Annotated in this window: 24 protein-coding genes and 1 pseudogene; 7 read left to right on the top strand and 18 right to left on the bottom strand. The window is 70.1% G+C overall.

What is annotated here, in order from left to right; all coding sequences use genetic code 11:
• Positions 1–102: 102 nt before the first annotated feature.
• The 7 genes from ACGFYQ_RS10510 to ACGFYQ_RS10540 form a co-directional block, all read right to left on the bottom strand.
• A complete protein-coding gene (locus ACGFYQ_RS10510; protein ID WP_393742053.1) occupies positions 103–1,491 on the bottom strand; it encodes a nucleobase:cation symporter-2 family protein in 1,389 nt (462 codons plus the stop codon).
• Between the two features lie 274 nt (positions 1,492–1,765).
• Positions 1,766–3,169 (bottom strand): 8-oxoguanine deaminase, encoded by a 1,404-nt coding sequence (locus ACGFYQ_RS10515; protein ID WP_393742055.1) that lies wholly within the window; start codon positions 3,167–3,169, stop codon positions 1,766–1,768.
• Positions 3,170–3,358: 189 nt separating this feature from the next.
• Positions 3,359–4,282, bottom strand: a complete 924-nt coding sequence (gene pucL, locus ACGFYQ_RS10520; protein WP_393742057.1) for a factor-independent urate hydroxylase — start codon at positions 4,280–4,282, stop codon at positions 3,359–3,361.
• Position 4,283: 1 nt separating this feature from the next.
• Positions 4,284–4,688: a hydroxyisourate hydrolase gene (uraH, locus tag ACGFYQ_RS10525; protein ID WP_362052715.1), complete on the bottom strand. Its 405-nt coding sequence runs from the start codon at positions 4,686–4,688 to the stop codon at positions 4,284–4,286.
• A gap of 2 nt (positions 4,689–4,690) precedes the next feature.
• The gene (uraD, locus tag ACGFYQ_RS10530; RefSeq protein WP_393742060.1) at positions 4,691–5,209 is read right to left on the bottom strand and encodes a 2-oxo-4-hydroxy-4-carboxy-5-ureidoimidazoline decarboxylase; all 519 of its coding nucleotides are present in this window, start codon (positions 5,207–5,209) and stop codon (positions 4,691–4,693) included.
• A gap of 166 nt (positions 5,210–5,375) precedes the next feature.
• Positions 5,376–5,774, bottom strand: coding sequence for a helix-turn-helix domain-containing protein (locus ACGFYQ_RS10535; RefSeq protein ID WP_393742062.1), 399 nt, complete (start codon positions 5,772–5,774; stop codon positions 5,376–5,378).
• Positions 5,771–6,022: a thiamine-binding protein gene (locus ACGFYQ_RS10540; protein ID WP_393742064.1), complete on the bottom strand. Its 252-nt coding sequence runs from the start codon at positions 6,020–6,022 to the stop codon at positions 5,771–5,773. Before ACGFYQ_RS10540 ends, ACGFYQ_RS10535 begins: the two co-directional genes overlap by 4 nt.
• Before the next feature lie 179 nt (positions 6,023–6,201).
• Here ACGFYQ_RS10540 and ACGFYQ_RS10545 point away from each other — a divergent pair, with 179 nt between their 5' ends.
• From ACGFYQ_RS10545 to ACGFYQ_RS10555, 3 genes are all read left to right on the top strand, one after another.
• Entirely contained in the window at positions 6,202–7,035 is an 834-nt protein-coding gene (locus ACGFYQ_RS10545; protein ID WP_393742066.1) for a TIM barrel protein, read from the top strand.
• A 75-nt stretch (positions 7,036–7,110) separates the two neighbouring features.
• Positions 7,111–8,010, top strand: coding sequence for a 2-hydroxy-3-oxopropionate reductase (locus ACGFYQ_RS10550; RefSeq protein WP_393742068.1), 900 nt, complete (start codon positions 7,111–7,113; stop codon positions 8,008–8,010).
• A 218-nt stretch (positions 8,011–8,228) separates the two neighbouring features.
• Positions 8,229–9,686, top strand: a complete 1,458-nt coding sequence (locus ACGFYQ_RS10555) for a catalase (RefSeq protein WP_393742151.1) — start codon at positions 8,229–8,231, stop codon at positions 9,684–9,686.
• Between the two features lie 447 nt (positions 9,687–10,133).
• Here ACGFYQ_RS10555 and ACGFYQ_RS10560 read toward each other — a convergent pair whose 3' ends face one another.
• The 7 genes from ACGFYQ_RS10560 to ACGFYQ_RS10590 are packed head-to-tail and all read right to left on the bottom strand — an operon-like array spanning position 10,134 to position 17,214.
• On the bottom strand, positions 10,134–10,889 hold the full coding sequence (locus ACGFYQ_RS10560; protein ID WP_393742070.1) for an ABC transporter ATP-binding protein: 756 nt from the start codon (positions 10,887–10,889) through the stop codon (positions 10,134–10,136).
• Positions 10,886–11,827, bottom strand: coding sequence for an ABC transporter ATP-binding protein (locus ACGFYQ_RS10565; protein WP_393742072.1), 942 nt, complete (start codon positions 11,825–11,827; stop codon positions 10,886–10,888). The genes ACGFYQ_RS10560 and ACGFYQ_RS10565 overlap by 4 nt, the downstream gene beginning before the upstream one ends.
• Positions 11,824–12,675 carry an ABC transporter permease gene (locus tag ACGFYQ_RS10570; RefSeq protein WP_393742074.1) on the bottom strand — a complete coding sequence of 284 codons (852 nt, stop codon included), beginning with the start codon at positions 12,673–12,675 and terminating at the stop codon, positions 11,824–11,826. The genes ACGFYQ_RS10565 and ACGFYQ_RS10570 overlap by 4 nt, the downstream gene beginning before the upstream one ends.
• The gene (locus tag ACGFYQ_RS10575) at positions 12,672–13,634 is read right to left on the bottom strand and encodes an ABC transporter permease (RefSeq protein ID WP_393742076.1); all 963 of its coding nucleotides are present in this window, start codon (positions 13,632–13,634) and stop codon (positions 12,672–12,674) included. The genes ACGFYQ_RS10570 and ACGFYQ_RS10575 overlap by 4 nt, the downstream gene beginning before the upstream one ends.
• Positions 13,631–15,235: an ABC transporter substrate-binding protein gene (locus ACGFYQ_RS10580; RefSeq protein ID WP_393742078.1), complete on the bottom strand. Its 1,605-nt coding sequence runs from the start codon at positions 15,233–15,235 to the stop codon at positions 13,631–13,633. Before ACGFYQ_RS10580 ends, ACGFYQ_RS10575 begins: the two co-directional genes overlap by 4 nt.
• 21 nt (positions 15,236–15,256) lie before the next feature.
• Positions 15,257–16,195: a nitrilase-related carbon-nitrogen hydrolase gene (locus tag ACGFYQ_RS10585; RefSeq protein ID WP_393742080.1), complete on the bottom strand. Its 939-nt coding sequence runs from the start codon at positions 16,193–16,195 to the stop codon at positions 15,257–15,259.
• The gene (locus ACGFYQ_RS10590) at positions 16,192–17,214 is read right to left on the bottom strand and encodes an agmatine/peptidylarginine deiminase (RefSeq protein WP_393742082.1); all 1,023 of its coding nucleotides are present in this window, start codon (positions 17,212–17,214) and stop codon (positions 16,192–16,194) included. Before ACGFYQ_RS10590 ends, ACGFYQ_RS10585 begins: the two co-directional genes overlap by 4 nt.
• A 164-nt stretch (positions 17,215–17,378) precedes the next feature.
• Between ACGFYQ_RS10590 and ACGFYQ_RS10595 the strand changes: the two genes are divergently transcribed.
• Complete coding sequence (locus ACGFYQ_RS10595; protein WP_393742084.1) at positions 17,379–17,957, top strand: TetR/AcrR family transcriptional regulator; 579 nt, start codon at positions 17,379–17,381, stop codon at positions 17,955–17,957.
• A 114-nt stretch (positions 17,958–18,071) separates the two neighbouring features.
• On the opposite strand, the gene gcl is transcribed toward ACGFYQ_RS10595, so the two are convergent.
• Positions 18,072–19,859, bottom strand: coding sequence for a glyoxylate carboligase (gcl, locus tag ACGFYQ_RS10600; protein ID WP_393742085.1), 1,788 nt, complete (start codon positions 19,857–19,859; stop codon positions 18,072–18,074).
• 267 nt (positions 19,860–20,126) lie between these two features.
• Between gcl and ACGFYQ_RS10605 the strand changes: the two genes are divergently transcribed.
• Positions 20,127–20,975 (top strand): hypothetical protein, encoded by an 849-nt coding sequence (locus tag ACGFYQ_RS10605; RefSeq protein WP_393742087.1) that lies wholly within the window; start codon positions 20,127–20,129, stop codon positions 20,973–20,975.
• Between the two features lie 83 nt (positions 20,976–21,058).
• On the top strand, positions 21,059–21,547 hold the full coding sequence (locus ACGFYQ_RS10610) for a glutathione peroxidase (protein ID WP_393742089.1): 489 nt from the start codon (positions 21,059–21,061) through the stop codon (positions 21,545–21,547).
• Between the two features lie 38 nt (positions 21,548–21,585).
• Here the strand turns inward: ACGFYQ_RS10610 and ACGFYQ_RS10615 are convergent, their stop codons facing one another.
• Both ACGFYQ_RS10615 and ACGFYQ_RS10620 read right to left on the bottom strand, forming a co-directional pair.
• Positions 21,586–23,298 carry an AMP-binding protein gene (locus tag ACGFYQ_RS10615; protein ID WP_393742091.1) on the bottom strand — a complete coding sequence of 571 codons (1,713 nt, stop codon included), beginning with the start codon at positions 23,296–23,298 and terminating at the stop codon, positions 21,586–21,588.
• A 45-nt stretch (positions 23,299–23,343) separates the two neighbouring features.
• The gene (locus tag ACGFYQ_RS10620) at positions 23,344–24,504 is read right to left on the bottom strand and encodes a winged helix DNA-binding domain-containing protein (RefSeq protein WP_393742093.1); all 1,161 of its coding nucleotides are present in this window, start codon (positions 24,502–24,504) and stop codon (positions 23,344–23,346) included.
• A gap of 171 nt (positions 24,505–24,675) precedes the next feature.
• Here ACGFYQ_RS10620 and ACGFYQ_RS10625 point away from each other — a divergent pair, with 171 nt between their 5' ends.
• The gene (locus tag ACGFYQ_RS10625; RefSeq protein WP_393742095.1) at positions 24,676–25,842 is read left to right on the top strand and encodes a magnesium and cobalt transport protein CorA; all 1,167 of its coding nucleotides are present in this window, start codon (positions 24,676–24,678) and stop codon (positions 25,840–25,842) included.
• 142 nt (positions 25,843–25,984) lie between these two features.
• Here the strand turns inward: ACGFYQ_RS10625 and ACGFYQ_RS10630 are convergent.
• Positions 25,985–26,148 (bottom strand): annotated as a pseudogene (locus tag ACGFYQ_RS10630) (IS5/IS1182 family transposase); the annotation flags it as partial.

Here is a 26,148-nt window from a genome sequence, read left to right on the forward strand (position 1 = left end):
GGGGTGGTCCCCCCCCCCCCCCCGCCCCCCCCCGGCCCCGCGGGGGGGGGGGCCCCCCCCCCCCCCGGGGGGGGGGGGCCCCCCCACCGCCGTACGGTCCGGTCAGTGCACCGGGACCGGGTCCGGGGCGGCCTCGGCCGCGCCCTTCCCGGCACCGAGGTGGTTGAAGGCCAGGTTGAGCAGGATCGCCACCACGCAGCCGGTGCTGATGCCGGAGTCGAGGACGACCAACAGGTCCTTCGGGAAGGCGTGGTAGAACTCCGGCGCGGCGATGGGGATCAGGCCGATGCCCACCGAGGCGGCGACGATCAGGGCGTTCTCGCCCTTCTCCATGGCCGCGCCGGCCAGGGTCTGGATGCCGCTCGCCGCGACCGAGCCGAAGAGCACGATGCCGGCGCCGCCGAGGACGGGCAGCGGGACGACGCCGATGACGGAGGCCGCCATCGGGCACAGGCCCAGCAGGATCAGGATGCCTCCGCCGGCGGCGACGACGAACCGGCTGCGCACCTTGGTCATGGCGACCAGGCCGATGTTCTGGGCGAAGGCGCTGCACATGAAGCCGTTGAAGAGCGGGCTGATCGCGCTGCCGAGGGTGTCGGCGCGCAGGCCTCCCTCGATGGTCTTCGCGTCCGCCGGACGCCCGACGATCTTGCCCAGCGCCAGGATGTCGGCGGTGGACTCGGTCATGCAGACGAGCATGACGATGCACATCGAGACGATGGCGGCGACCTGGAACTGCGGAGCGCCGAAGTGGAACGGGGTCGGGAAGCCGATCACCGAGGCGTTCTTGACGGCGTCGAAGCTGGTCATGCCCAGCGGGAGGGCGATCAGCGTGCCCGCGACCAGGCCGAGCAGGATGGATATCTGCTGGAGGAAACCGCGCAGGAACTTGCGCATCAGCAGGACGATGACCAGGGTGACGGCCGCCATCCCGATGTTCTTCATCGAGCCGTAGTCGGTGGCCGTGCTGTTCCCGCCCTGCGACCAGTTGAAGGCGACGGGCAGGAGGGAGACGCCGATCAGGGTGATGACCGTACCCGTCACGACCGGCGGGAAGAACCGGACCAGTTTGCCGAAGTAGGGGGCGGCGAAGAAGCCGACGACTCCGGCGACGATGATCGCGCCGAAGATGATGGGGACGGCATCCGCTCCCTCCCCCTTGCCGATCGCGATCATCGGGGTCACACCGGCGAAGGAGACGCCGTTGACGAAGGGGAGTTTGGCGCCGATCTTCCAGAAGCCGAGGGTCTGGAGGAGGGTCGCGAGCCCTGCGGTGAAGAGCGAGGCGCCCATCAGGAAGGCGGTCTCGGTGGCGGAGAGGCCGACGGCGGGGCCGACGATCATGGGCGGGGCGACGACACCCGCGTACATGGCGGCCACGTGCTGGAGGCCGCTCGTGAACATTTTCAGCGGAGGCAGGGTCTCGTCGACCGGGTGTTTCTCCTCCGGTACTGCGACTGCATCTTTGCGAAACCTGGGCGTTGCGGCCACGGCTTCCTCCGGTCGGGTAACACGTCGGCGGGGACGTGGGTGTCTTGGAGGTGGTGCGAAAGCTGTGCGAGTCGAGCTCGTATTCAGTTGTGAGGGCACATGCAGAAACGATTCGCCCGAGTCGGTTCCGCGACGATCAAGCCGGTGGCACGAGTCACCGCTCCCGGGAACGCCCTCAAAGATCAGGCGCTTCCCGGGAACGGCTGCCGACGGACCCCGCTCGGGTCCGCGGCTGCCGGCCGGGGGCCGTCCCCCCCGGCCGGACTCATGGGGATCAGGCCTGCGCGGTGATCCGCGCGAGGCGCTGGGCCTCTTCCCGCGTGGACACCGCGATGGCGTCCTCGTCGGCGAAGAGCAGTCGGTTGTTCTCGACGATCTGCTTGCCGTTGACCAGCGAGAGGGTCACCGGGGCGGCCGCGCCGAAGACCAGCGCGGTGACCGGGTCGGCGATGGAGGAGTGAGCCAGCGTGTTCAGGTTCCACATCACCAGGTCGGCGCACTTGCCGACCTCCAGCGAGCCGATGCTGTCGGCGCGGCCGAGCACCTGGGCGCCTCCGTACGTACCCAGGCGCAGCGCCTGGCGCGCGTTCAGGGCGCGCTCGCGGTGGACCGGGTTCAGGCGGTTGATCAGCAGCGCGTTGCGCAGCTCGGTGTGCAGCTCACCGGACTCGTTGGAGGCGGTGCCGTCCACGCCGAGGCCGACCGGGACACCGGCGGCGAGCATGTCCGGGACGCGGGCGATGCCGGCGGCCAGGCGGGCGTTGGAGGACGGGCAGTGCGCCACACCGGTCTTGGTACGGGCGAACGCCGCGATGTCGGAGTCGTTCATGTGGACGCTGTGCGCCATCCACACGTCCTCGCCGAGCCAGCCGGTCGACTCGAAGTAGTCGGTCGGGCCCATGCCGAACAGTTCCTTGCAGAACTGCTCTTCCTCGACGGTCTCCGAGCCGTGCGTGTGCATGCGCACACCCAGGCGGCGGGCCAGCTCGGCGCCCTGCTTCAGCAGCTCGGTGGAGACCGAGAAGGGGGAGCACGGGGCGACGGCGACCTGGGTCATCGCGTCGAAGGAGTAGTCGTGGTGCTTCTTGACGGTCGCCTCGGTGTCGGCGAGCGCGCCTTCGAGGGTCTCGACGGCGTGGTCCGGCGGCAGGCCGCCGTCCTTCTCGCTGCGGTCCATCGAGCCGCGGGCGAGGGTGAAGCGGACACCCATCTCGGACGCGGCGCGGATGATCGAGCCGGAGAGGTCGCCGGAGCCCTTGGGGAAGACGTAGTGGTGGTCCATGGCGGTGGTGACGCCGCCCTTGGCCATCATCGCCAGGGAGCCCTGGGCGGCCGTGTACGTCATCTGCTCGTCGATGCGCGCCCAGGTCGGGTACAGCGCGACGAGCCAGTTGAAGAGGTTGTGGTCGGTGGCCAGACCACGCGTGATCCACTGGTAGAAGTGGTGGTGCGTGTTGACCAGACCCGGGGTCACGAGGTGCCCTGTGCCGTCGATGCGGCGGACCACGTTCTCGAGGTTCTCGGGGGCTTTGCCCGCGCCGATCGACTCGATCTTGTTGCCGGCGACGACGACGTGGCCCGAGGCGTACTCGGTGTCGTTCGCGTCGACGGTCGCGATCGCACAGTTCTCGATGACGATGCGCTCGACCGCGCTGTCAGGGGCTGCCGATGCTGCCATGGGACTTCCTCGTGCTTTCAGTGGCGGTACGGGCACGGCAAGGCCCAGGAGATTTGAGTGCCGGAACCGGGGGCCTTGACAGCTGACAGTACTGCCGCCCCGTGTGATGCTCCGGGTGCCGATTCAGGAAGCTGAAGAGTGTCGCGCCGTCCCGGGGCCACTGCGGAGCCCCGGGACGCGCGTGCCGCGTCAGAGGTTGGTCATGTCCACGGGGATGCGGGCGTCGACGCCGTCCCGGAGAACAGTGGCCTCGATCAGACCGTACGGGCGGTCCGCGGCGAAGTACACCTCGTTGTCGTTCTTGAGGCCGAAGGGCTCAAGGTCCACGAGGAAGTGGTGCTTGTTCGGGAGCGAGAAGCGGACCTCGTCGATCTCCGAACGGTGGTTGATGATGCGCGAACCCATCTGGTACAGGGTCTGCTGCAGCGAGAGGGAGTAGGTCTCCGCGAAGGCCTGGAGCATGTGCTTCCGGGTCTCGGCGTAGGACTTCTCCCAGTTGGGCATCCGCTGCTCGTCGTCCGACCAGTTGAAGCGCCAGCGAGCCGACACCTGGGTGGCCAGGATCCGGTCGTAGGCCTCCTTCAGCGTCGTGTACTTGTCCTTCACGTAACCCCAGAACTCGGAGTTCGTGGAGTTCATGACGACCAGGTCCTTGAGGCCGGAGACGACCTCCCAGTTCTGACCGTCGTACGTGATCTGGGTGACGCGGGTCTCCGCGCCCTGGCGGACGAAGGAGTGGTTCACCTCGTCGGAGCCGATGAACTTGGAGTTGGCGTCCGAGGTGGCGATCCGGTCCCAGGCGTACTCCTCGATCCGGATGCGCGCCTTCTGGATCGGCTCCTGGCTGTTCACGAACCAGCGCGCCAGGTGGATGCCGAACTGCTCGGCGGACTCGATGCCGTACTCCTTGGCGAACGCGTACACCGTGTTCTTGGTGGTGTCCGTCGGCAGGACGTTGGCGTTCGAGCCGGAGTAGTGGACGTCGTCCATGTCGCCGGAGAGGGCGACCGAGACGTTCAGGTCCTTGATGTGGTGCGTGTCGCCGTCCCGCGTGATCTTGACGACGCGGTTCTCTGCTTTGCCGTACTGGTTCTGGCCCAGAATCGTGGCCATGCTAGCTCCCTCGGTAAACGGAGTAGCCGAACGGGTTGAGCAGCAGCGGTACGTGGTAATGCTCGCCAGGAGTGACCGCGAAGGTGATCGTCACTTCCGGGAAAAACGCACCGCTGTCCCTTACGCGGGGGGCGTCCTGCTGCGCCTCGGCTTGCTTCTTGGAACTGTGCTTATCAAAGAAATACGTCTCGGTCTCGAAGTCGAGACGTACGTGGGTGGTGCCCTCCGGCAGCGCCGGCAGGTCCTTGCAGCGCCCGTCCGCATCGGTGGCGGAGCCGCCCAGGGCCGCCCAGTCCCCGTCGAGCCCGGTGCGGGCCGACAGGGAGATGGCGACGCCCTCGGCGGGCTTGCCGATGCTGGTGTCCAGGATGTGCGTGGACACCGACGCGGTGGTCTCGGTGCTCATGTTCACTCTCCTTCTTCTGCGAGTTCGACGAGGCGGGTCAGGCGGATCTTGTTGATCTTGACGAGCTCACCGCGGGCGATCTCTCGCTCCCGCTCCGGCGAGTTGTCGATCCGGACCTTGACCGCGTCCCGCATGAACTCACCGGTCGCACCGGTGGCACAGATGAGGAAGACGTGGCCGAACTTCTCCTGGTACGCCAGGTTCAGTTCGAGGAGCTCGTTCTTGAGCTCCTCCGAGGCACCGGCCATGCCACGCTGCTCGCGGGCGGAGGTCGGGTCTCCCGGCTTCGGCCGGCCGATCGGCGCGTGGCCTCCCATCGCCTCGCCCAGGTCCTCCGCGGTGAGCTCCGCCATGGCGGACTCGTTCGCGGCGAACAGGGACTCGACGGTGGTGAAGGGGCGCTGGGCGAGCAGCTTGCTCACCCATGCCGAGCTGGCGCACACCTCGTGCAGCTCGGCCGTGGCCGCGCTGTCGTCCAAGGCGTTGAACCGGGTGAGACCCGGGGTCGGACTCGAAGTCACGGTAGGCCTCCGTGGCCTGTTGTTGCTTTGACGGGCTGCGCATAGCTAACGCCCTCGACAACACGGCGTCAACACTTTGTTGAAACTTCCCGTACACAAAAGCCGCCGCCCGGATGAATTGGGCGGCGGCTCGTCACCGTGGGTCAGACAGTGTTCACTCTTGGCTTCACTTCTGGCTGTTCTTGTTGGCCTTCGTCTGAGCGCCCGCGTCCCTGTTCAGGTAGTTGTAGACGGTGAAACGGCTTACACCCAGAGCACCCGCGACCGTTTCCACACCGTGCCGCACGGAGAAGGCGCCCCGCGCCTCCAGTATCCGTACGACGTCCTGCTTGGTCTTGCGGTCGAGCTGGGACAACGGTACGCCGTGCCGGCGCTCCAGGGCCGCAAGGATGTGGTCCAGCGAGTCCGAGAGCTGGGGCAGGCGCACGGCCAGCAGGTCCTGGCCCTCCCAGCTGAGCACGACGTCGTCGGGCTGCGCCTGGGCGGGATCCATCAGCTCGCCGCCCATGGCGTCGACGAGCGGCTTGACCGCGGTGATGAACGGGTGGTCGCGGGGCTCGGTCATGGCGTCTCCCGCCCGATCACGTTGACCTGGAGCGACACGCGCGTCGCGCCGGCCTCCAGCGAGTCGCGCAGCAGCTCGCCCACCGCGGCCAGCACCCGGTCGGCCTCGCCTTCGGCGGTGTTGCCGAACGGGCCGACGTCCACCGCGTCCAGCTGGGCCTTCTGGATGACCTCTCGGGCGGCCACGGCGTGGGCAGGGGCCTCTTCGAGATCGAAGGGCTCGGTCGTGAACTCCACTCTCAATCGCACGCGGTCAAGCTACCGGGCAGGCAGGGGCGGCGCGACAGCGCCTCCTCGAGGGGTGACGGTCGGGCGACGGGCGGGAGGGACTTTTCGGGAGTCCGCACTTGACAGCCGCGCGAACCTCGATGCAGTCTTCCATCAAGCAGAAACTAACTTCCGCAATACGGAAGGAGCGCACACCCCTCATGGGATACACGGACCAGCGCTTCGATGTAAACCTTTCGATCCTCTTCACGGAACTCCCGCTCCTGGAGCGTCCCGCGGCTGCCGCCGCGGCGGGCTTCACGGCGGTCGAGCTGTGGTGGCCCTGGATCGAGACCCCCACCCCCGCACAGGCGGAGCTCGACGCCCTCAAGAAGGCTCTTGAGGACGCCGGCACCCAGCTGGTGGGCCTGAACTTCTACGCCGGCCAGCTGCCGGGCCCGGACCGCGGCGCGGTCTCGGTTCCCGGTGAGGAGTCGGAGCGCTTCAACGCCAACATCAACGTGGCCGCCGACTTCGCGGCCTCGGTCGGCTGCAAGGCGCTCAACGCCCTCTACGGCAACCGCGTCGAAGGCGTGGACCCGGCCGTTCAGGACGAGCTCGCGCTGAAGAACCTGGTCGTGGCCGCTCAGGCCGCCGACCGCGTCGGCGCGATCCTCCTGATCGAGACCCTCAACAAGCCCGAGTCGCCGCTCTACCCGCTGGTGAGCGCCCCGGCCGGCATCGAGGTCGTGGACAAGGTGAACGAGGCCACCGGCCTCGGGAACGCCAAGTTCCTGCTCGACCTGTACCACCTGGCGATGAACGATGAGGACCTCTCCGAGGTCATCGAAAAGTACGCCGCCAAGACCGGGCACGTCCAGATCGCGGACAAGCCGGGACGAGGCGCTCCGGGCACCGGCGAGCTGCCCCTCGAAGAGCTGCTCGACCAGCTGAAGAAGGCCGGGTACGAGGGCTACGTAGGCCTCGAGTACAAGGCCGCGGACGCTGCCGCCTCCTTCGCGTGGCTGCCGGCCGGGGCCCGCGCCGCCCAGTAGGCGGACAAAGTCCAGGCGATCAGCCAGGCACCTCACGCACTTTTCGTACAAAGCATTAAGAGAAGGACCCTCATCATGAGCAACCCCGCTGCGCTCCCGTCGATCGCCTGGATCGGTCTCGGCATCATGGGCTCCCCCATGGCCGAGAACCTCCTGAAGGCCGGTTACCCGGTCACCGGCTTCACGCTGGAGCAGGACAAGCTGGACCGCCTGGCCGCCGCCGGCGGCACCGCCGCCGGCTCGATCGCCGAGGCCGTCAAGGACGCCGACGTCATCATCACGATGGTGCCCGCCTCCCCGCAGGTCGAGGCCATCTCCTACGGCGAGAACGGCATCCTGGAGAACGCGAAGTCCGGCGCGCTGATCATCGACATGTCGTCGATCACCCCGCAGACCTCGATCGACCTCGCGAAGAACGCCGCCGAGAAGGGCATCCGCGTCATCGACGCCCCGGTGTCCGGCGGCGAGGCCGGCGCCATCGAGGCCGTCCTGTCGATCATGGTGGGTGGCGAGCAGGCCGACTTCGACGAGGCCCTGCCGGTCCTCGAGGCCCTCGGCAAGACCATCGTGCTCTGCGGCCCGCACGGCTCCGGCCAGACGGTGAAGGCCGCCAACCAGCTCATCGTCGCGGTGAACATCCAGGCGTGCGCCGAGGCCGTCGTCTTCCTCGAGAAGTCCGGCGTGAACCTCCAGGCCGCCCTGGACGTCCTCAACGGCGGTCTGGCCGGCTCCACGGTCCTGACCCGCAAGAAGGACAACTTCCTGAACCGCGACTTCAAGCCCGGTTTCCGGATCGACCTGCACCACAAGGACATGGGCATCGTCACCGACGCCGCCCGCAACGTCGGTGCGGCCCTCCCGGTCGGCGCGGTCGTCGCCCAGCTGGTCGCCTCGCTGCGCGCCCAGGGCGACGGCGGCCTGGACCACTCGGCCCTGCTCCGCGCCGTCGAGCGCCTCTCCGGCGCCCAGATCTGAGCGGGCCGAGCACCCTCCCCCTGTCACCGGGGGACCTGAGTTTCCGGATGGTGCCGGTGCTGACACCTGTCCTGTCGCGCCCAAGCGCCGGCACCGTCCGGATTTCCTCTCTTCAACTTCGTTCAACAAACTGTTGACGTTTAGTTCCTGCCGAAATTAGGCTGTTCCGCATGACGGAAGACACTTTCCGTCAGCAGTTACCCGTACGGAAGGTCACCATGTCGAAGCGCACGCTGACGACCGAGTCCGGCGCCCCGGTCGCCGACAATCAGAACTCCGCCACCGCCGGCGTCGGTGGCCCGCTCCTGGTCCAGGACCAGCAGCTCCTTGAGAAGCTTGCCCGCTTCAACCGTGAGCGCATCCCGGAGCGCGTGGTGCACGCCCGCGGCTCGGCCGCGTACGGCTACTTCGAGGTGACCGACGACGTCACCGCGTACACCAGCGCCGCGTTCCTGAACACGGTCGGCAAGAAGACCGAGACCTTCCTGCGGTTCTCCACCGTCGCCGACTCGCTGGGTGGTGCGGACGCGGTCCGCGACCCGCGCGGCTTCGCGCTGAAGTTCTACACCGAAGAGGGCAACTACGACCTCGTCGGCAACAACACCCCGGTGTTCTTCATCAAGGACCCGATCAAGTTCCCCGACTTCATCCACTCCCAGAAGCGCGACCCCTTCACGGGCAAGCAGGAGCCGGACAACGTCTGGGACTTCTGGGCGCACGCCCCCGAGGCGACGCACCAGATCACCTGGCTGATGGGTGACCGCGGTATCCCGGCGTCGTACCGTCACATGAACGGTTACGGCTCCCACACGTACCAGTGGACCAACGAGCAGGGCGAGGCCTTCTTCGTCAAGTACCACTTCAAGACGAACCAGGGCATCCGCTGCCTCTCCGGCGAGCAGGCCGCCGAGCTCGTCGGCAAGGACGCCAACTCGCACCAGACCGACCTGCTCCAGGCCATCGAGCGCGGTGTGAACCCCTCGTGGACCCTGTACGTGCAGATCATGCCCGCCGCCGAGGCCGCGGACTACCGCTTCAACCCGTTCGACCTCACCAAGGTGTGGCCGCACAGCGACTACCCGCTGCAGCGCGTGGGCCGTCTGGTCCTCGACCGCAACCCGGACAACGTCTTCGCCGAGGTCGAGCAGTCCGCCTTCTCCCCGAACAACTTCGTCCCGGGCATCACCGCCTCGCCGGACAAGATGCTCCAGGGCCGCCTGTTCGCGTACGCCGACGCCCAGCGCTACCGCCTCGGTGTGAACCACACCCTGCTGCCGGTCAACGCCCCGAAGGCGACGAAGGCCGAGAACTACGGCCGCGACGGCGTCATGGCGCTGCGCAATGGCTCGCGCCACGACAAGAACTACGAGCCCAACTCGTACCAGGGTCCGGCCGAGACCGGTCTGGCGCTCGGCGCCCCGAAGGCCGTCTCCGGCTACACGGGCACCCACGAGGCCCCGGCCCACACCAAGGACGACGACTTCTTCCAGGCCGGTGAGCTCTACCGCCTGATGTCGGAGGCCGAGAAGCAGCGTCTGGTGGCGAACATCGCCGGCGGCCTGTCCCAGGTCACCCTTGAGGACGTCATCGAGAAGAACCTGGCTCACTTCCACGCCGCGGACGCCGACTACGGCAAGCGCGTCGAGGAGGCCGTTCGCACCCTGCGCGACGCCTGAGCCCCACAGCTGTACCGGGGGCCTGACGGGAGGTCAGGCCCCGGGTGCGCGCCCGAGCTGCTTACCCGGATGAGGGGTGGTACGCGGCAAGGGCAGATTGCGCCGGCCCGTGCGGCCGGCGCCGCGTGAGGACCGTGGCGGGCGTGCGAGCCAGTGCGGTGGTAATGGGTTCCGAGGCCCGTCTCTTGACCTGAGGGAGACGACGCCGGAGTTCTCGTCGCCCGCCCGCCACGGTCCCGGCCGCTCCTCTCCGTACAGGGGCCACGCACAGAGTCCCCTGTACGCGGAGGAGCCCCACCTCCCCCCATGCTCCGCCCGGCGGTGCGAACGTCCTGTCGCGCCAGCCTCGCTCCGTCGGGCGGTAACAACCAGAGCGCCGAGTCACGGACGGTCCCGTGACTCGGCGCTTTGTCATGCCCGCCCTTGCCCCTGCCCGCTATCGGCCAGCTATCGCCCGCGCGGTACGGCGTCCAGCAGGAGCCGGGTGTACGCGTGCTCCGGAGCGGCCAGGACCGACGCGGTCGGGCCCTGTTCCACGATCCGCCCGGATTCCATCACGACGAGCTCGTCGGTCACCGCGCGGACCACACCCAGGTCGTGGGTGATGAAGAGGTACGCGACACCCGTGCGGGCGCGGATCTCCGCCAGCAGGTTGAGGATCTGCGCCTGCACCGAGACGTCCAGGGCGGCGACCGCCTCGTCCAGCACCAGCACGGCCGGCTCCACGGCCAGTGCCCGGGCGATGGCGACCCGTTGGCGCTGGCCGCCCGACAGCTCCCGGGGCCGGGCCGCGGCCTCCCGCTCGCCCAGGCCCACCTGGTCCAGGAGTTCGGCGATGCGGGCCGGGTGGTCGCGGTCCGGGAAGTGCAGCCGCAGGGTCTCCCGGAGCACCCGGCCCGCCGGGAGCCGGGGGTCCAGGGACAGCAGGGGGTCCTGGAAGACCAGCTGGACCTCGCGGGCCCGGCGCAGGCGCGCCGCCCGGCCTTTCGGAGCCGGCTCGCGCGCGTGACCCCGTACGAGAACCTCTCCCGCGTCGGGCCGTTCCAGGCCCGTGATGATCCGGGCCGTGGTCGTCTTGCCCGAGCCCGACGCGCCGACGATGCCCAGCGCGCCGCCGGCCGGGACCGTGAAGGACACCCCGTCCACCGCGCGGACCCCTCCATAGGCACGGCACAGGCCGCGCACCTCCAGTACGGCGGTCATGACGGCCTCTCCCCGTGGTGGCAGGCCACGCCCGAGCGCGGGGCCGGGACTTCGGCGGTGCAGAGATCGGTCGCGTGCGCGCAGCGGGGGGCGAACGCGCAGCCGCCGACGGCGGTGCGCGGGTCCGGCGGGCGGCCGGGGATCGCGGCGAGCGGGCCGGGCGGGGCGTCGAGGCGGGGGGTGGCGGCGAGCAGGGCCGCAGTGTAGGGGTGCCGGGGGTGCTCGAACAGGGCGGCGGCCGGGCCGGTTTCGACGATACGGCCCGCGTACATGACGTACACCCGGTCGCTGATGGCGGCGGCGAGTTCCAGGTCGTGGGTGACGAAGAGCAGCCCGCACCCGTGCTCCGCGCGCAGCCGGGCCAGCAGGGTGGTGATCTCGGCCTGGGTGATGGTGTCGAGGGCGGTGGTGGGTTCGTCGGCGAGCAGCAGTCGCGGGCGCGGCAGCAATGCGGCGGCGATCATGACGCGTTGGAGCATGCCGCCGGAGAGTTCGTGGGGGTACTGGCGCAGGACGCGTGCGGGCAGACCGACGGCGTCGAGGAGTTCGGCGAGGCGGCCGTCGGGGGCCTTGGCGGACGCGTACCGGACGCCTTCGGTGAGGAAGTCGCCAAGTCGGCGCAGGGGGTCCATCGCGGCGCGCGGGTCCTGGAAGATCATCGAGGCGGTGGTCGCGCGGACGGTGCGCAGCCGGTCGGGGGCCATGGTCAGTACGTCCTCACCCGCCACCCTCACCGTTCCGGACACCTCGGCATCCGGGGGCAGCAGGGCGAGCGCGGAGCGGGAGGTGAGGGTCTTGCCGGAGCCGGACTCCCCGACGAGGGCCACGGTCTCCCCCGCGCCGACGGTCACGTCGATCCCGGCGAGGACCGGGCGCGGGCGGCCGGGGAGGGTCAGGTGCAGGCCGCTGATCTCCAGCACGTGGCTCGTGTTGCTCATGGGGTTCTCCCGGCGACCCGGTCGGCGACGTGCTCGCCGACGACGTTGAAGGCGACGACGGTGAGGATCACCGCGAGGCAGGGGGCGAGCGCGGAGAGCGGGGCCCCTTCGAGGATCGCGGACTGCCCGTCGTTGATCATGGCTCCCCAGTCGGGGGTGAGCGGCGGGACGCCGAGGCCGAGGAAGGACAGGGCGGCCAGGTCGAGGAGGGCGTAGCCGAAGGTGACGGTGGACTGGGCGAGGACGACGGGCGCGATGTTCGGGATCAGGTGGCGTACGCAGATCCACAGGCCGGAGAAGCCCTGCACCCGGTAGGCCGCCAGGTACGGCTTGCCGGCCTCGGCGAGCGCGAGGCCGCGGGCGAGCCGGCTGACGAAGGGCGTGTAGGCGAGGGAGAGCGCGAGCGCGGGGGCGGTCAGGCCGCGGCCGTAGAGGGAGACGAGCAGCATCGCGAGGAGCAGGCCGGGGAAGGCCAGCAGGAGTTCGCTGGTGCGGGAGAGCAGGGTGTCGAGCAGGCCGCCGCGCCAGGCGGCGGTGACCCCGACGGCCACGCCGAGGAGCGTGGACAGGGCGACGACGCCGAGCGGACCGAGGAGCGAGGTGCGGGCTCCGGCGATCAGCCGGGAGAGGGTGTCACGGCCGCTGATGTCCCCGCCGAGCGGCAGTTCGGACGAGGGATTCGCGAGGGAGGCGCCGAAGTCGACGGCGTTCGGGTCGTGCGGGGCGAGCCAGGGCGCGGCGAGCGCGACCAGGACGACGAGGACGGCGAAACCGAGGGCGGCCCGGTAGAGCCGGGTGCCGCCCGCTCCGCGGGGTGCCGCCGTGGGCCGGAGCAGGAGTGCGGTCATGCGGTGCTCCCAAGACGGGCGCTCGCGCCGAGCCGGACCCGGGGGTCGATGAGGGGGTGGAGGAGGTCGACGGCGAGGTTGACGAGGACGAAGAGGGCGATGGTCAGCAGGGAGATCGCCTGGACGACGGGGAAGTCCTTCACGGTCACGGACTTCGCGAGGAACTCGCCGAGACCGCCGAGGCCGAAGGCGGACTCCACGAGGATCGTGCAGACCATCAGCCCGGAGAGGGTGAGCCCGGCCTGGGTGAGGACGGTGCCCAGCGCGCCGCGCAGCACGTGCCGGCGTACGACGGTCCGCTCGGGGATGCCCCGGCTGCGGGCGACGGTGACGTGCTCCTGGGCGAGCTGCTCCAGCAGGGCGGCCCTGGTGACGCGGGCGAGTACCCCGACGAAGGGCAGGGCCAGGGCGACCGCGGGCAGGGCGAGGTGGTGGAGGGTGTCCAGGAAGCCTTCGCCGCTGCCGAGTACGGGGAACCAGCCGAGCCGTACGGAGAACAGCGAGAGCAGCAGGATCGCGGCGACGAACGACGGCGTGGCGACGGCGGCGGAGGTGGCCACGAGGACGGCCTGATCGGTGCGGCCGCCGCGGACGGCGCCCAGCAGGCCGAACAGCAGTCCCCCGGCACACACCAGGAAAGCTGAGATTCCGATCAGGGCGAGGGTGACCGGCACACGCGCGGAGACCAGGTCCAGGACGTCGCTGCGGTACTGGACGGAGGTGCCGAGGTCGCCGTTGACGGCTGCGGCGAGCCACTTTCCGTACTGGACGAGGAAGGGGTCGTCGAGGTGGTACTGCTCGCGGATCGCGGCCAGGGCCTGGGGGTTGGACCCGCGGCCGCCGAGCAGGAAGGTCTCGGGCTTGCCGGGGGCGAGGCGGACGGAGGCGTACACGAGGAAGGAGGCGGCGAGGAGGGTGGCGAGGAGTTCGCCGAGCCGTCTGAGGAGGAAGCGGATCACGATGCCCCCACTTCGGCGGCCCACGGGGCGTACATGTACGAGATCGTCGTGGGGGCGCCGGTGATGCGCCGGCCCAGGTAGACGCTGCCGGGGTATTCGGCCACCGGCAGGCACACCGCCTCGTCGGAGGCCATCTTGGCGAGCCGGGCTGTGAGCACTGCGCGCCTGGCCGGGTCGTACTCGGCGCTCGCCTCGTCGGCCAGGGCGTCGTACGCGGGTGAGCTGTATCCGGCGTAGTTCTCGAACTGGCCGGTGCGGAAGTTCGCGTACATGCTCAGCGGGTCGGTGACGGAGAGGTAGTAGGTGTAGGGGAAGAGGTCGAGCCCCTTGCGCGCCTCCGGGTCGGAGAACAGCGCGGTGAAGGCGTCGGGCGCCACCGTGCGGATCTCCACGTCGAGGCCGATGCGACGGCCCGCGTCCTGCACGGCGACGGCGAGGAGGGCGACGTCCGGGCCGAGGGGGCTGGAGGCGACGGTGAGTTTCCTGCCGCGGGCGCCGGCTTCGTCGACGAGGCGTTTCGCCTGCTCCAGGTCCCGGTGCACGGAATCGGGATCGGGCGGTCCGCCGCGCCAGGTCTCCTTGGCCACGAGCGAGCTGGTGGGGGTGGCGGCTCCGCGCATGGCTCCCTTGGCGAAGCCCTCGCGGTCGAGGGCGAGCATCAGGGCGCGGCGGACGCGGACATCGGCGAGGGTGCCGCCGAGGTCGGCGACGGCGAGGTTGACGGTGGTGAGGCCTTCGCCGGAGTAGAGGCGGCCGGTGTCGGCGGCGCGCAGGCGGGACATGGACTCCGGGGGGACCGCGAAGGAGCCGTCGACCTCGCCGGTGAGCAGGGCGTTGGTACGTGCGGCGGAGTCGGGGACGAAGACGAAGGTGACGTGGCCGGCCCTGGCGCGCTTGCCGTGGTAGTCGTCGAAGCGGTCCAGGCGCAGCGAGGCGCCCTGTTCCCACTCCCCCAGCCGGAAGGGACCGGTGCAGTCGAGGCCGCCGTCGGCGGTGCCGAAGGCCTTGCCCTGCTCCGCCATGGTGACGGCGTTCGCGACCGTACCGGCGGAGTTGGCCATGGCCTGGGGGAACAGCGCGTCGGGGGTGGTGAGGTGGACGGTGATCTGGAGCGGGCCGGTCTTCTCGACGGACTCGACGTTCTTGTAGTCCTCGACCCAGTAGGAGCCGAGCTCCGGATCGAGGTGGCGGTTCAGGCTGGCGACGGCGTCGTCGGCGGTGAGGGTGGCACCGCTGTGGAAGCGCACGTTCGGGCGCAGGTCGTACACCCAGGTGGTGGGGTCGGGTTGGGAGACCCGCTCGGCGAGACCCGGTTCGAGGGTGAGCTGCGGGGTCCACCGCATCAGGGATTCGCAGACGTTGGCGAGGACGGTGTTCTGCGGGTAGTCGAAGGCGTAGAGGTAGTCGAGGACGGGCGGTTCGGCGTAGAGGGCCCAGGTGAAGCCGTCGATGTCACCGCGGGCGGGGGGAGTCGCGGCGGAGAGGCGGAGGGCGGTGGAGCCGGCGCCGGCGGCCGGGGCCGCGCAGCCCGTGCCGGCCAGGATCAGGGCGAGGACCGCTGCGGCGGGGCCGGCCAGGCGGCGGGGTGAGGGGATCGGCATGCACGCTCCTTGGCGGGGTTCCTACGGAGTGACGGGCTCGGTGAGCGACCCGTACAGCTCGGGGCGGCGGGCCCGCATCAGGCCGAACTCCAGCCAGTCGCGGCGCTGGTCGAGGTCGAGGTCGGCGACGAGGACGGCGGGCCGGTCGCGGGGGGCGCGGAGCACGACCCGGCCGTAGGGGTCGGAGATGAAGGAGGAGCCGTAGAAGGTGGTGCGGCCCTCGGTGCCGGTGCGGTTGGGCACGATCATGAAGAGCGCGTTGGCGAGGCCGTTGGCGCTGATGGCGTGCTCCCACAGGGGGCGGGTGTCGAAGTCGGGCAGGTCCACCTCGGAGCCGATGGCGGTGGGGTGCACGAGGATCTCGGCGCCGTGCAGGGCGTAGGCGCGGGCGAGTTCGGGGAACCACTCGTCCCAGCAGGTGGGGAAGCCGAAGCGGGCTCCGGCGTGGGCGACGACCGGGAACCCGCTGTCGCCGGGCCGGAAGCACAGGTCCTCGCGGTAGCCGGGGAAGGCGGGGATGTGGTTCTTGCGGGTCCGGGCGATCAGCTTGCCGTCCGGGGCGACGCAGACGGCGGTGTTGTAGCCGAGGCCGCCGTCCTCGGCCCGCTCGTAGAGCGAGGCGTGCACGGTGATGCCGAGGTCGGTGGCGAGCTCGGCGGCCAGGTGGGCGGTGGGGCCGCTGTCGACGTCTTCGAGGTGGCGGGCGGCGCCGTGCGCCATCGGGTCGTCGGTGGTGCAGAAGTACGGGCTGCGGGTGAGTTCGGGGAGGCAGACCATCGTGGCGCCCTCGGCGGCGGCCAGGGCCACGCCCTCGCGCAGGCGGTCGTCGTGCTCGTTCTCGTCGGCGTACCAGCGCATCTGGACGAGGCCGACGCGCAGCGGCTCGCGTTCGGCCGGCTCGGTGCGGGCCGGGGAGCCGAGCGGGGAGCCGTAGGAGGTGAGGAGTTCGTACGAGGTCATGCGCGCACCGCCTTGGGGAGCTGCTGGGTGATGCAGTGGACGCCGCCGCCGCCGTAGGCGAGGACCGGGGTCGGTACGCCGACCACCTTGCGGCCGGGGAGGGCGGAGGCGATGACGGCGAGGGCCGCCTCGTCCTCCGCGGCACCGCCGACCGGGACGACGCAACCGCCGTTGGCCAGGTAGAAGTTGAGGTAGCCGACCTCGACGGGGGTGCCCGCGACCTCGCCGTGGGCGGTCTGCGGGACGGCGGTGATCTCCAGGGAGCGGCCGCGGGCGTCCGTGGAGGCCTCCAGGACGGCGAGGTTGGCGCGCATCCGGGCGTGGTCGGGGTGGGCGGGGTCCTCGGGGAGGGAGATGACCACCTTGGCGGGGCCGACGTAGGCGGCGACGCCGTCCACGTGGCCGTCGGTCTCGGTGTCCTCCAGGCCGCCGTAGGGCAGCCAGATGACCTTCTCGATGCCAAGACGGCGGCCCAGTTCGTCCTCGATCCCGGTGCGGCTCATGCTCGGGTTGCGGTTGGGGTGCAGCAGGCACTGCTCGGTGGTGATGAGCGTGCCCTCGCCGTCGACGGTGATCGCGCCGCCTTCGAGGATCATCGAGGAGTGGACGCGGGGGGTGCCGAGCCGGTCCAGGAGGAGGGCGGCGAGCTTGTCGTCGGCGGTCCAGGGGTGGTGCTTCTCGCCCCAGGCGTTGAAGCGGAAGTCGACGCCGACCCTGTCGCCGTGCTCGTCGTAGGCGAAGAGCGGGCCCGAGTCGCGCAGCCAGGAGTCGTCGGCGGGCAGTTCGATGACCTCGATGGCGTGACCGCCGGTGTCCGCGGCGCACGCGGCGCGGGCCTCTTCGGCCAGGCCGGGCGCGGCGATCATGATCACGGGCTCGAAGTCGGCGATGGCGCGGGCCACGGCCGCGTACTCGCGCTTGGCCTCCTCGAAGGCCGGGCCCCACAGGACGGGGCGGGTCGGCCAGACCATCAGGCAGGCCTCGTGTTCGGCCCATTCGGCGGGCATGCGCGGATGCATGGGCGTGCTCCCCTCGGTGCGGTTGGTCGTCGGCGGCGTCCTGACTGAAATTTCAGTCAGGATCGTGAAGACTGAAAATCGAGTCAGGGTGTCGGGTGGGAGCTATCGTGGGACCTGACTGAAAGCTCAGTCAAGGGGGTACCGAGCGAAAGGTGCGGGCAAGAGTGGCCGACCGGCAGGCGTTGATCTTGGAAGCAGCCGTCCGCGTCATCGCGCGCAGCGGCGTCAGAGGCCTGCGCGTCGAGGAGCTGGCGGCCGAGGCCGGGGTCTCCACCGCGCTGATCTACTACCACTTCAAAGACCGCGCCGGCCTGATCCGGCGCACCCTGGCCTTCATCAGCGACCGCGCCACCGGCTACACCGACGAGGCCCTGAAGGACACCGAGGACGCCCGCGCCACGCTGCTCCAGCTGCTGCTGAGCGAGCTCCAGGACACCCCGAGGGTCCGCGAGAACAGCACCGCGTGGGGCGAGCTGCGGGCCAGCGCCATCTTCGACACCGACCTGCGCGAGACCCTCGCCGAGTCCACCCGCTCCTGGTCCCAGGACACGGCGGACGCCGTCTCGGACGCCCAGGCGGCCGGCCTCGCCGACCTGCACGTCGAGCCGCTGGACGCCGCCGAGCGGCTGACCGCCCTGGTGGAGGGGCTCAGCGAGCGCTGGCTGAGCGGCTCCCTCACCCTGGAGCGCGCCCGCGAGCTGCTGACCGGCGCGGTGGACGCGGAGCTCGGGCCCCGCCCATAGCCCCGGCCCCGACCTCGGCCCCGAAGCCCAACCAGCTGACGCAGAACGGCCCCCGCCCCTCCGTGAGGAGGGACGGGGGCCGTTCTGCAGTGCGGGCGGATCAGGCCTTACGGATCAGACCTTGAGGGCCTTGATCGCGGTCGGGGCGTGGCCCGGCTCGGTCGCGAGCTCCTCGAACTCGGTGACGTCGCTCATGTCGACCGTCTTGCTCATCGAGATGTTGGTGACGCGCTCCAGGATGGCCTCGACGACGACCGGGACCTGGAACTCCTGGGCCAGCTTCTTGGCCTGCTCGAAGGCGGCACCCAGCTCGTTCGGGTCGGTGACGCGGATCGCCTTGACGCCCAGGCCCTCGGCGACCTTGACGTGGTCGACGCCGTAGACGCCGATCTCCGGGGTGTTGATGTTCTCGAATTCGAGGTTGACCTCGAAGTTGATGCCCAGGCCGCCCTGCGCCTGACGGATCAGGCCCAGGTAGGCGTTGTTCACCAGGACGTGGACGTAGGGGACCTTGTGCTGCGCGGCGACCGCGAGCTCCTCGATCATGAACTGGAAGTCGTAGTCGCCGGAGAGGGCGACGATCGGGGTCTCCGGGTCCGCAGTGGCGGCACCGATCGCGGCCGGGATGGTCCAGCCGAGCGGGCCGGCCTGGCCGCAGTTGATCCAGTTGCGCGGCTTGTAGACGTGCAGCATCTGCGCACCGGCGATCTGGGACAGACCGATGGTGGTGACGTAGCGGGTCTCCGGGCCGAAGGCCTTGTTCATCTCCTCGTAGACGCGCTGCGGCTTCATGGGGATGTTGTCGAAGTGCGTACGGCGCTGCAGGGTGGCCTTTCGCTCCTGGGCGGACTCGGCCCAGGCGGAGAAGTCCGGCAGCTTGCCCTCGGCCTTGAGGTCCTTCGCGACCTCGATGAAGAGCTCCAGCGCGGCCTTGGCGTCGGAGGCGATGCCGAAGTCCGGGGCGAAGATCTTGCCGATCTGGGTGGGCTCGATGTCGACGTGGACGAACTTGCGGCCCTTGGTGTACGCGTCGAGGTTGTAACCGGTGTGACGGTTGGCCCAGCGGTTGCCGATGCCGAGGACGAAGTCCGACTCGAGGAAGGTCGCGTTGCCGTAGCGGTGCGAGGTCTGGACGCCGACCATGCCGGCGCTCAGCTCGTGGTCGTCCGGGATGGTGCCCCAGCCCATGAGGGTGGAGATGACCGGGATGTTGGTCAGCTCGGCGAACTCGACCAGCAGGTCGGAGGCGTCGGCGTTGATGATGCCGCCACCGGCGACGATCAGCGGGCGCTCGGATTCCAGCAGGAACCGCAGGGCCTTCTCGGCCTGGGCGCGGCTGGCGCGCGGCTTGTAGACCGGCAGCGGCTGGTAGGTCTCCGGGTCGAACTCGATCTCGGTCAGCTGGACGTCGATCGGGAGGTCGATCAGGACCGGGCCCGGACGGCCGGAGCGCATCAGGTGGAAGGCCTCCTGGAACACGCCCGGGACCTGCGCGGCCTCCAGAACGGTGGTGGCCTTCTTGGTGACCGGCTTGGCGATCGAGGCGATGTCGACGGCCTGGAAGTCCTCCTTGTGGAGCTTCGAGACCGGAGCCTGACCGGTGATGCACAGGATCGGGATCGAGTCCGCGATCGCGGAGTACAGGCCGGTGATCATGTCGGTGCCGGCCGGGCCCGAGGTACCGATGCAGACACCGATGTTGCCCGCCTTGGCACGCGTGTAGCCCTCGGCCATGTGCGAAGCACCCTCGACGTGGCGGGCCAGCGTGTGCTTGATGCCGCCCACGTTCTTGAGCTCGCGGTAGAACGGGTTGATCGCAGCACCGGGAACACCGAACGCTTGTTCGACACCCTCGAGCTTGAGGATCTCAACTGCGGCAGCGGCGGCTGTCATACGAGGCATCAGGTTCTCCTGCGGGTCTGGCCGTCAGACTTTTCCGTCATCCGGAAGTTTTGTTCTGCTATACGGAACAAGCTAAGCGGCGGCTTCCCCGACGTCAAGGCGCTTCAGGACCCCGGATGCCACCAAAAGCCGCGTCTCGCTCGGTGTGTTGCACAAATGACCGGCCCTCTGGCGGGAATCCACCGGAATTGGCGGGCAAGCTCGCCCCGACGGTGGCGGGTGGTGGAGCATGGACCTACGCACAGCGACGGAGGGGGTCCAGGTCTCATGGCGGAAGCGGTACCGGTGCGCTGCCCGGCGTGCCTGCGCGAGAACGGCTACACCGCCCCGGTCTTCCCCTGCGCCTGCGGGAGCCCGGTCCATCCGCCGCTGGATCTGACCGCGCCGCCCGATCCGCTGACCCATCGGACCTGGTCGGACAGCTGGGTGGCGGTGCGCTGCGAGTCCTGCGGGCGGGAGAGCGAGTGGCCGCAGCCCGAGCTGGGGTGCGGGTCGTGCGGGACGGTGGTGCGGATTCCGGTGCACCCCGTTCACCCCGTTCACCCCGTTCACCCCGTCCACCCGGTGGACCGGGTGGACCCGGCGGACCGGGCGGATCAGGTCGGGCCACGGGGCGGTGGCGGCGTACGGGACGGGTCTCCCGGGGCGGCGGACCCGTCCCGGCCGGCCGCCGACGGGCGCGACCCGCATCCGGCGCACATACCGCTGCCGCCGACGGCGCCGGTGCCTCGCCCCGCGTTCCGGCCGGTGACCATCCGTACGGCCCGCGACGCGGTGGCCACCGCCGCGCTGTACCTGCGCTGGCTCGGCTTCCAGGACGTACGGCAGCCCGACGGGCGGCCGATCCCCTCGGCGGCCGTGGACCTGCGGGCTCCGGGCCTGGTCGCGCAGGTGGACCCGACCACCGCGCCGGCAGGGGTGCGGGCGGTGGAGTGCGTCTGGCTGAACGGACTCACAGCTTCCGCGACCAGTGTCTACTTCGCGCTCGCCGGATACACGCAGGACGCCCGCGCCCGCGCGGACGACCTGGGGATACCGCTGTTCGTCATGGACCTCACGGGCATGCCGCAGCCGGTCAACGATCCGGCGGACGAGCTGGTCGGCACGGGCGCGTAACGGGCAGGTCGGCGCGCCCGGGAGCACGGCCGGGGGATCGCCTACGCTCGGAGGCGTTATCCGCTTCCTGCCAGGAGAGCCCGATGAGCCTTTACGACATCCCGCTGACCAGCCTGTCCGACGAGCCCACCAGCCTCGGGGCCCACAAGGGCAAGGCGATCCTGCTGGTGAACACCGCCTCCCAGTGCGGTCTCACCCCGCAGTACTCGGGGCTGGCCCGCCTGCAGTTCAAGTACGAGGAGAAGGGCTTCACCGTCATCGGGGTGCCCTGCAACCAGTTCGGCGAGCAGGAGCCCGGCAACGCCGACGACATCCAGACCTTCTGCGCGGCGGGCTTCGGCGTCACCTTCCCGATGCTGGAGAAGTCCGAGGTCAACGGTGAGAACCGGCACCCCCTCTACCAGGAGCTCGTGAAGATCCCGGACGCCGAGGGCGAGGCGGGGGACATCCAGTGGAACTTCGAGAAGTTCCTGATCTCCCCCGCCGGCGAGGTCGTGGCGCGCTTCCGCCCGCGCACCGAACCCGAGTCCCCCGAGGTCGTCGCGGCGATCGAGGCGCACCTGCCCGCGTAGCCACGTCCCGTCGGTCGGGCTCAGCCTGTCGGTCGGGCTCAGCCCAGGTTCACGTCGGACTCGTCGTACTCCCCCGCCGAGCCGGCCGCGGTGAGCTCCCGCAGCTCCACCCGGCGGATCTTGCCGGACACGGTCTTCGGGAGCTCGCCGAACTCGATGCGGCGGATCCTCTTGTACGGGGACAGCACCGCGCGCGAGTGCGCGAACAGCGCCCGGGCCGTCTCCGGCCCGGGCTCCCAGCCGGCGGCGAGGGTGACGTACGCCTTCGGCACGGCGAGGCGGAGCGCGTCCGGGGCCGGTACGACGGCGGCCTCGGCCACGGCCTCGTGCTCCAGCAGGGCGCTCTCCAGCTCGAACGGGCTGATCTTGTAGTCGGAGGCCTTGAAGACGTCGTCGGAACGCCCGACGTAGGTGAGGTACCCGTCGGCGTCGCGCGAGGCGATGTCGCCGGTGCGGTAGAGCCCGTCCGCCATGGCCTCGGCGGTGCGCTCGGGGTCGTCGCGGTAGCCGGTGGTCACGCCGGCGGGCTTCGCGCGCAGGTCCACGCAGAGCTCGCCCTCCTCGGGGGACTCCTTGCCCGTGGCGGGGTCCAGGAGGACGATCTCGTAGCCGGGCGCGGGGCGGCCCATGGAGCCGGGCTTGACGGGGACCCCGGGGAAGTTGCCGACCTGGAGGGTGGTCTCGGTCTGGCCGAACCCGTCGCGGATGGTGACGCCCCAGGCCTCGCGGACCTTCTCGATGACCTCCGGGTTGAGCGGCTCGCCGGCGGCGACGGCCTCGCGCGGGGGCCTGGCCAGCCGGGTGAGGTCGGACTGGATCAGCATCCGCCACACGGTGGGCGGGGCGCAGAAGGTGGTCACGCCGTGCCGGTCCATCTCGTCCATCAGCCGCTCGGCGTCGAAGCGGGCGTAGTTGTGGACGAACACGGTGGCCCCGGCGTTCCAGGGGGCGAAGAGGTTGGACCAGGCGTGCTTGGCCCAGCCGGGCGAGGCGATGTTGAGGTGGACGTCGCCGGGGCGCAGCCCGAGCCAGTACATGGTGGAGAGGTGCCCGATGGGGTACGAGGCGTGCGTGTGCTCCACGAGCTTGGGGCGGGCGGTGGTGCCGCTGGTGAAGTACAGCATCAGCGGGTCGGTGGCGAGGGTCTCGCCGTCGGGTGTGAAGGCGCCTTCGGCCGCGTACATGTCCTCCAGCCGCCGCCACCCGGTGGGGGCCTCGGGCCCAGCGGCGATCCGGGTGTAGGTGCCCGGTACCTCGTCGAACTTGGCGGTGTCCGCGGCGCGCGCGATGACATGGCGCACGTGGCCCCGCTCGATGCGGTCGCGCAGGTCGGCCGGGCCGAGCAGCGGGGTGGCGGGGATGACGACGGCGCGCAGTTTCATCGCGCCGAGCACGACCTCCCACAGCTCGCGCTGGTTGCCGAGCATGACCAGGACCCGGTCCCCGGCGGCGACCCCCTGCTCGCGCAGCCAGATCGCGGCCGCATCGGACCGTACGGACAGCTCCGCGAAGGAGAGGGCCTGGCTGGTGCCGTCCTCCTCGACGATGCGCAGGGCGTCGGCTTCGTTCCCGGCGGCGATGTGGTCGAACCAGTCCAGGGCCCAGTTGAAGCGGTGGGGTCGTGGCCAGGTGAATCCGGCGTGGGCGCCCGCGTAGTCCCCGCGGCGTTCCAGCAGGAAGTCCCGGGCGGCCAGGAACTGGGCGGTGGCGCTGTTCGGCGCACTGTCGGTCTGCGCACTCTCGGTCGTCATGCCAGGCATCGTGCCGCGTGCGCCGTACGGACCACCAGAGCGGCGTCAGCCGTGGATTGACGCGAAGCGTACGGAGACCTTCGCGGAGTCCTTTCCGGGTTCCTGTCCCGGGTCCCGCCCGGCGGCCCGTCCGGGTTCCTCGGGTCCTCCGCCCATGGCGGCGACCATCAGCTCGGCCTCGGCGGCGATCTCCTCCTTCAGCGCCGGGGAGACCTTTCCGAACAGCTCGACGGTGACCGCACTCCCCTCCTGCTTCCAGAGTCCGCCGAGGAAGCCGTCGACGAGCAGGGTGCGGTGGGCCTGGTTCCCCGTCCAGGTGCGCCCCTTGATCTCGGGGGCGACCACGCGGGAGCGGTCGGCGTGGGAGAGGAGGAGGTTGTCGAATTCGGGCAGGAAGCGGGGCGGCGCCGGGGTGTCGGCGTCGGGCCGGGGCGCGTCGGGCAGGTCGAAGAGCTCGACGCCGTTCTCGTCGCGGAAGACGGCCAGGCCGGGGCGCAGCCGCTCGAAAGCCTCCCGGAGACGGGTGAGCCCGGCCCAGACCTGCATGTCCTTGACGGAGGCGGGTCCGAAGGCGGCGAGGTAGCGCAGCACGACCTCGTCCACGGGCTGCGCCTCCCCGGCGGGGTGACCGAGCCAGTTCTCCACGGTGGTGAGGCGGACTCCGCCGCTGCGCCCCCACACGCCGCGGGGCGTGACCTGGACCAGCGGCAGCCGGCACCGGGCGGCGACGGACAGGGACTGCGGGTCGGCGTCGGGCCACTCCTTGAGCAGCTCCTCGCGGATCTCCCCCATGGTGCGCGGCTCGCTCTCGACGAAGGCGCGGGCGAGCTCGGCGAGCCGTTCCAGGTCGACCCCGGCGAGGCCCTTGCGGAAGTAGTTCACCTCCCGGTCCCGGGCGGGCTGGACGAGGGGCCTCAGGGTCAGGGCGTCGTGGGCGGTGTGCGTGTGGATGGTGGAGCGCATGGTGACCATCCGGACTGCTTCCCGGGACTCCATGAGACCGGCCAGCTCGGCGGGCCGGAAGCCGACGAGGCGGGCGTGGAGCTGGAAGTAGGGGGGCTTCACGTTCTGCGCCTGGAGTCCGAGGAGGTGCGCGACGGCGTCCCGCGCGGACATCTCGGCGCGGCTCAGCAGCAACTGGCGGGCGAGCGTGGCACGGTTCAGTGCGCGGGTGTCGAGTACGGGATGCGTTGTCCTGGAGGCCATGACTGCAACCTAACGCTCCTTGCGGACACCTTCTGTCCGCAAGTCGGGGCGATTACCCAGGGAGCCGGCCGCCGAACTCCAGGGCACCCGACCCGGCGCCCCTTTCTCCCGTATATCCTGCCTCTTGCCCGTAAACAGACGTTCGACCGTTCGACCGGGAGCAGACCTGCGATGTCGGAGCGCCCAGACCGCCGCCCCTCGCCGTCCGCCGGCAAGCGCACGGGCTGGCGTCGCCCCGCCTCCCCCGCCGACACACCCCCGGCGCGACCCCCGGCCGCTCCGCAGCCCGCCCCGCCGGCCCCCACTCCCCCGAACCACCGCAGCGTGATCGACTCGGCCGTCTACCGCGACGGCCGCCGCATCGCCTCCCCCACCACTCTGGCGGACACCTTCCGACGGCTGCGCGAGGAGCCGGACGGCATGGCCTGGATCGGCCTGCACCGCCCCACCGAACCCGAACTCCATTCCCTGGCTGCCGAGTTCAACCTCCACGAACTCGCCGTCGAGGACGCCCTGGAGGCCCATCAGCGCCCCAAGCTGGAGCGTTACGGCGACACCCTGTTCGTCGTACTGCGCGCCGCCCGCTACCTGGACGCGCAGGAGGAGGTGGACTTCGGCGAGCTCCACATCTTCGTCGGCCCGGACTTCCTGATCACGGTCCGCCACGGCGGCGCCCCGGACCTCTCGTCGGTCCGCCGCCGCATGGAGGAGACCCCGGAACTCCTCTCCCTCGGCCCCGAGGCCGCCCTGTACGCCATCCTCGACGCGGTGGTCGACGGATACGCCCCGGTCGTCGAAGGCGTCCAGACCGACATCGACGAGATCGAGACCGAGGTCTTCCGCGGCGACCCGGCGGTGTCCCGCCGCATCTACGAACTCTCCCGCGAAATGGTCGAGTTCCAACGCGCCACCCGCCCCCTGGTGGGCATGCTCCACGGCCTGATGGCGGGCTTCGCCAAATACGGCACGGACGAGGAACTCCAGCGCTACCTCCGCGATGTGGCCGACCACGTCACCCACACCAGCGAACGCGTCGACGGCTTCCGCCAGGCCCTCACGGAAATCCTGACGGTGAACGCCACCCTGGTCTCCCAACAACAGAACGCCGAAATGCGCGCCCTGGCCGAAGCCGGCTTCGAACAGAACGAGGAAATCAAGAAGATCTCAAGTTGGGCGGCAATTCTGTTTGCACCCACACTCGTTGGAACTATCTATGGCATGAACTTCGAAGCCATGCCAGAGCTGCGCTGGGCGCTCGGATACCCATTCGCAGTTGCCCTGATGGCGGCAGTTTGCATTAGTTTGTACCTCATCTTCAAACGTCGGGATTGGCTCTAGACTGGGCAACTAACCGCATCGCTCGCCTATTGGATTTGCATCTGTACCGTCAAAAAATCGAGCGCGTGACGTGCCCTGGGGAGCGGCTGGGGAGAATAGACGTCCACAAACTTGTCTACCTAGGGCCTGTGTGATGTCGTGATCATTCGGCGGTCTTCAGCAGGTCGTCGATCCAGATCATTGCGGCGCGGAGGTGGAGGCCGGCGAGGTGGCTCTCAGGTGTCTTGTCATAGCGGGTGGCGATGCCTCGCCAGGCCTTCAGCTTGTTGATCAGGCGTTCGACCGTGTTCCGTTCCTTGTAGAGGT

Source organism: Streptomyces sp. NPDC048258 (assembly GCF_043201995.1).
In the GTDB taxonomy this organism is placed as follows: Bacteria; Actinomycetota; Actinomycetes; order Streptomycetales; family Streptomycetaceae; genus Streptomyces.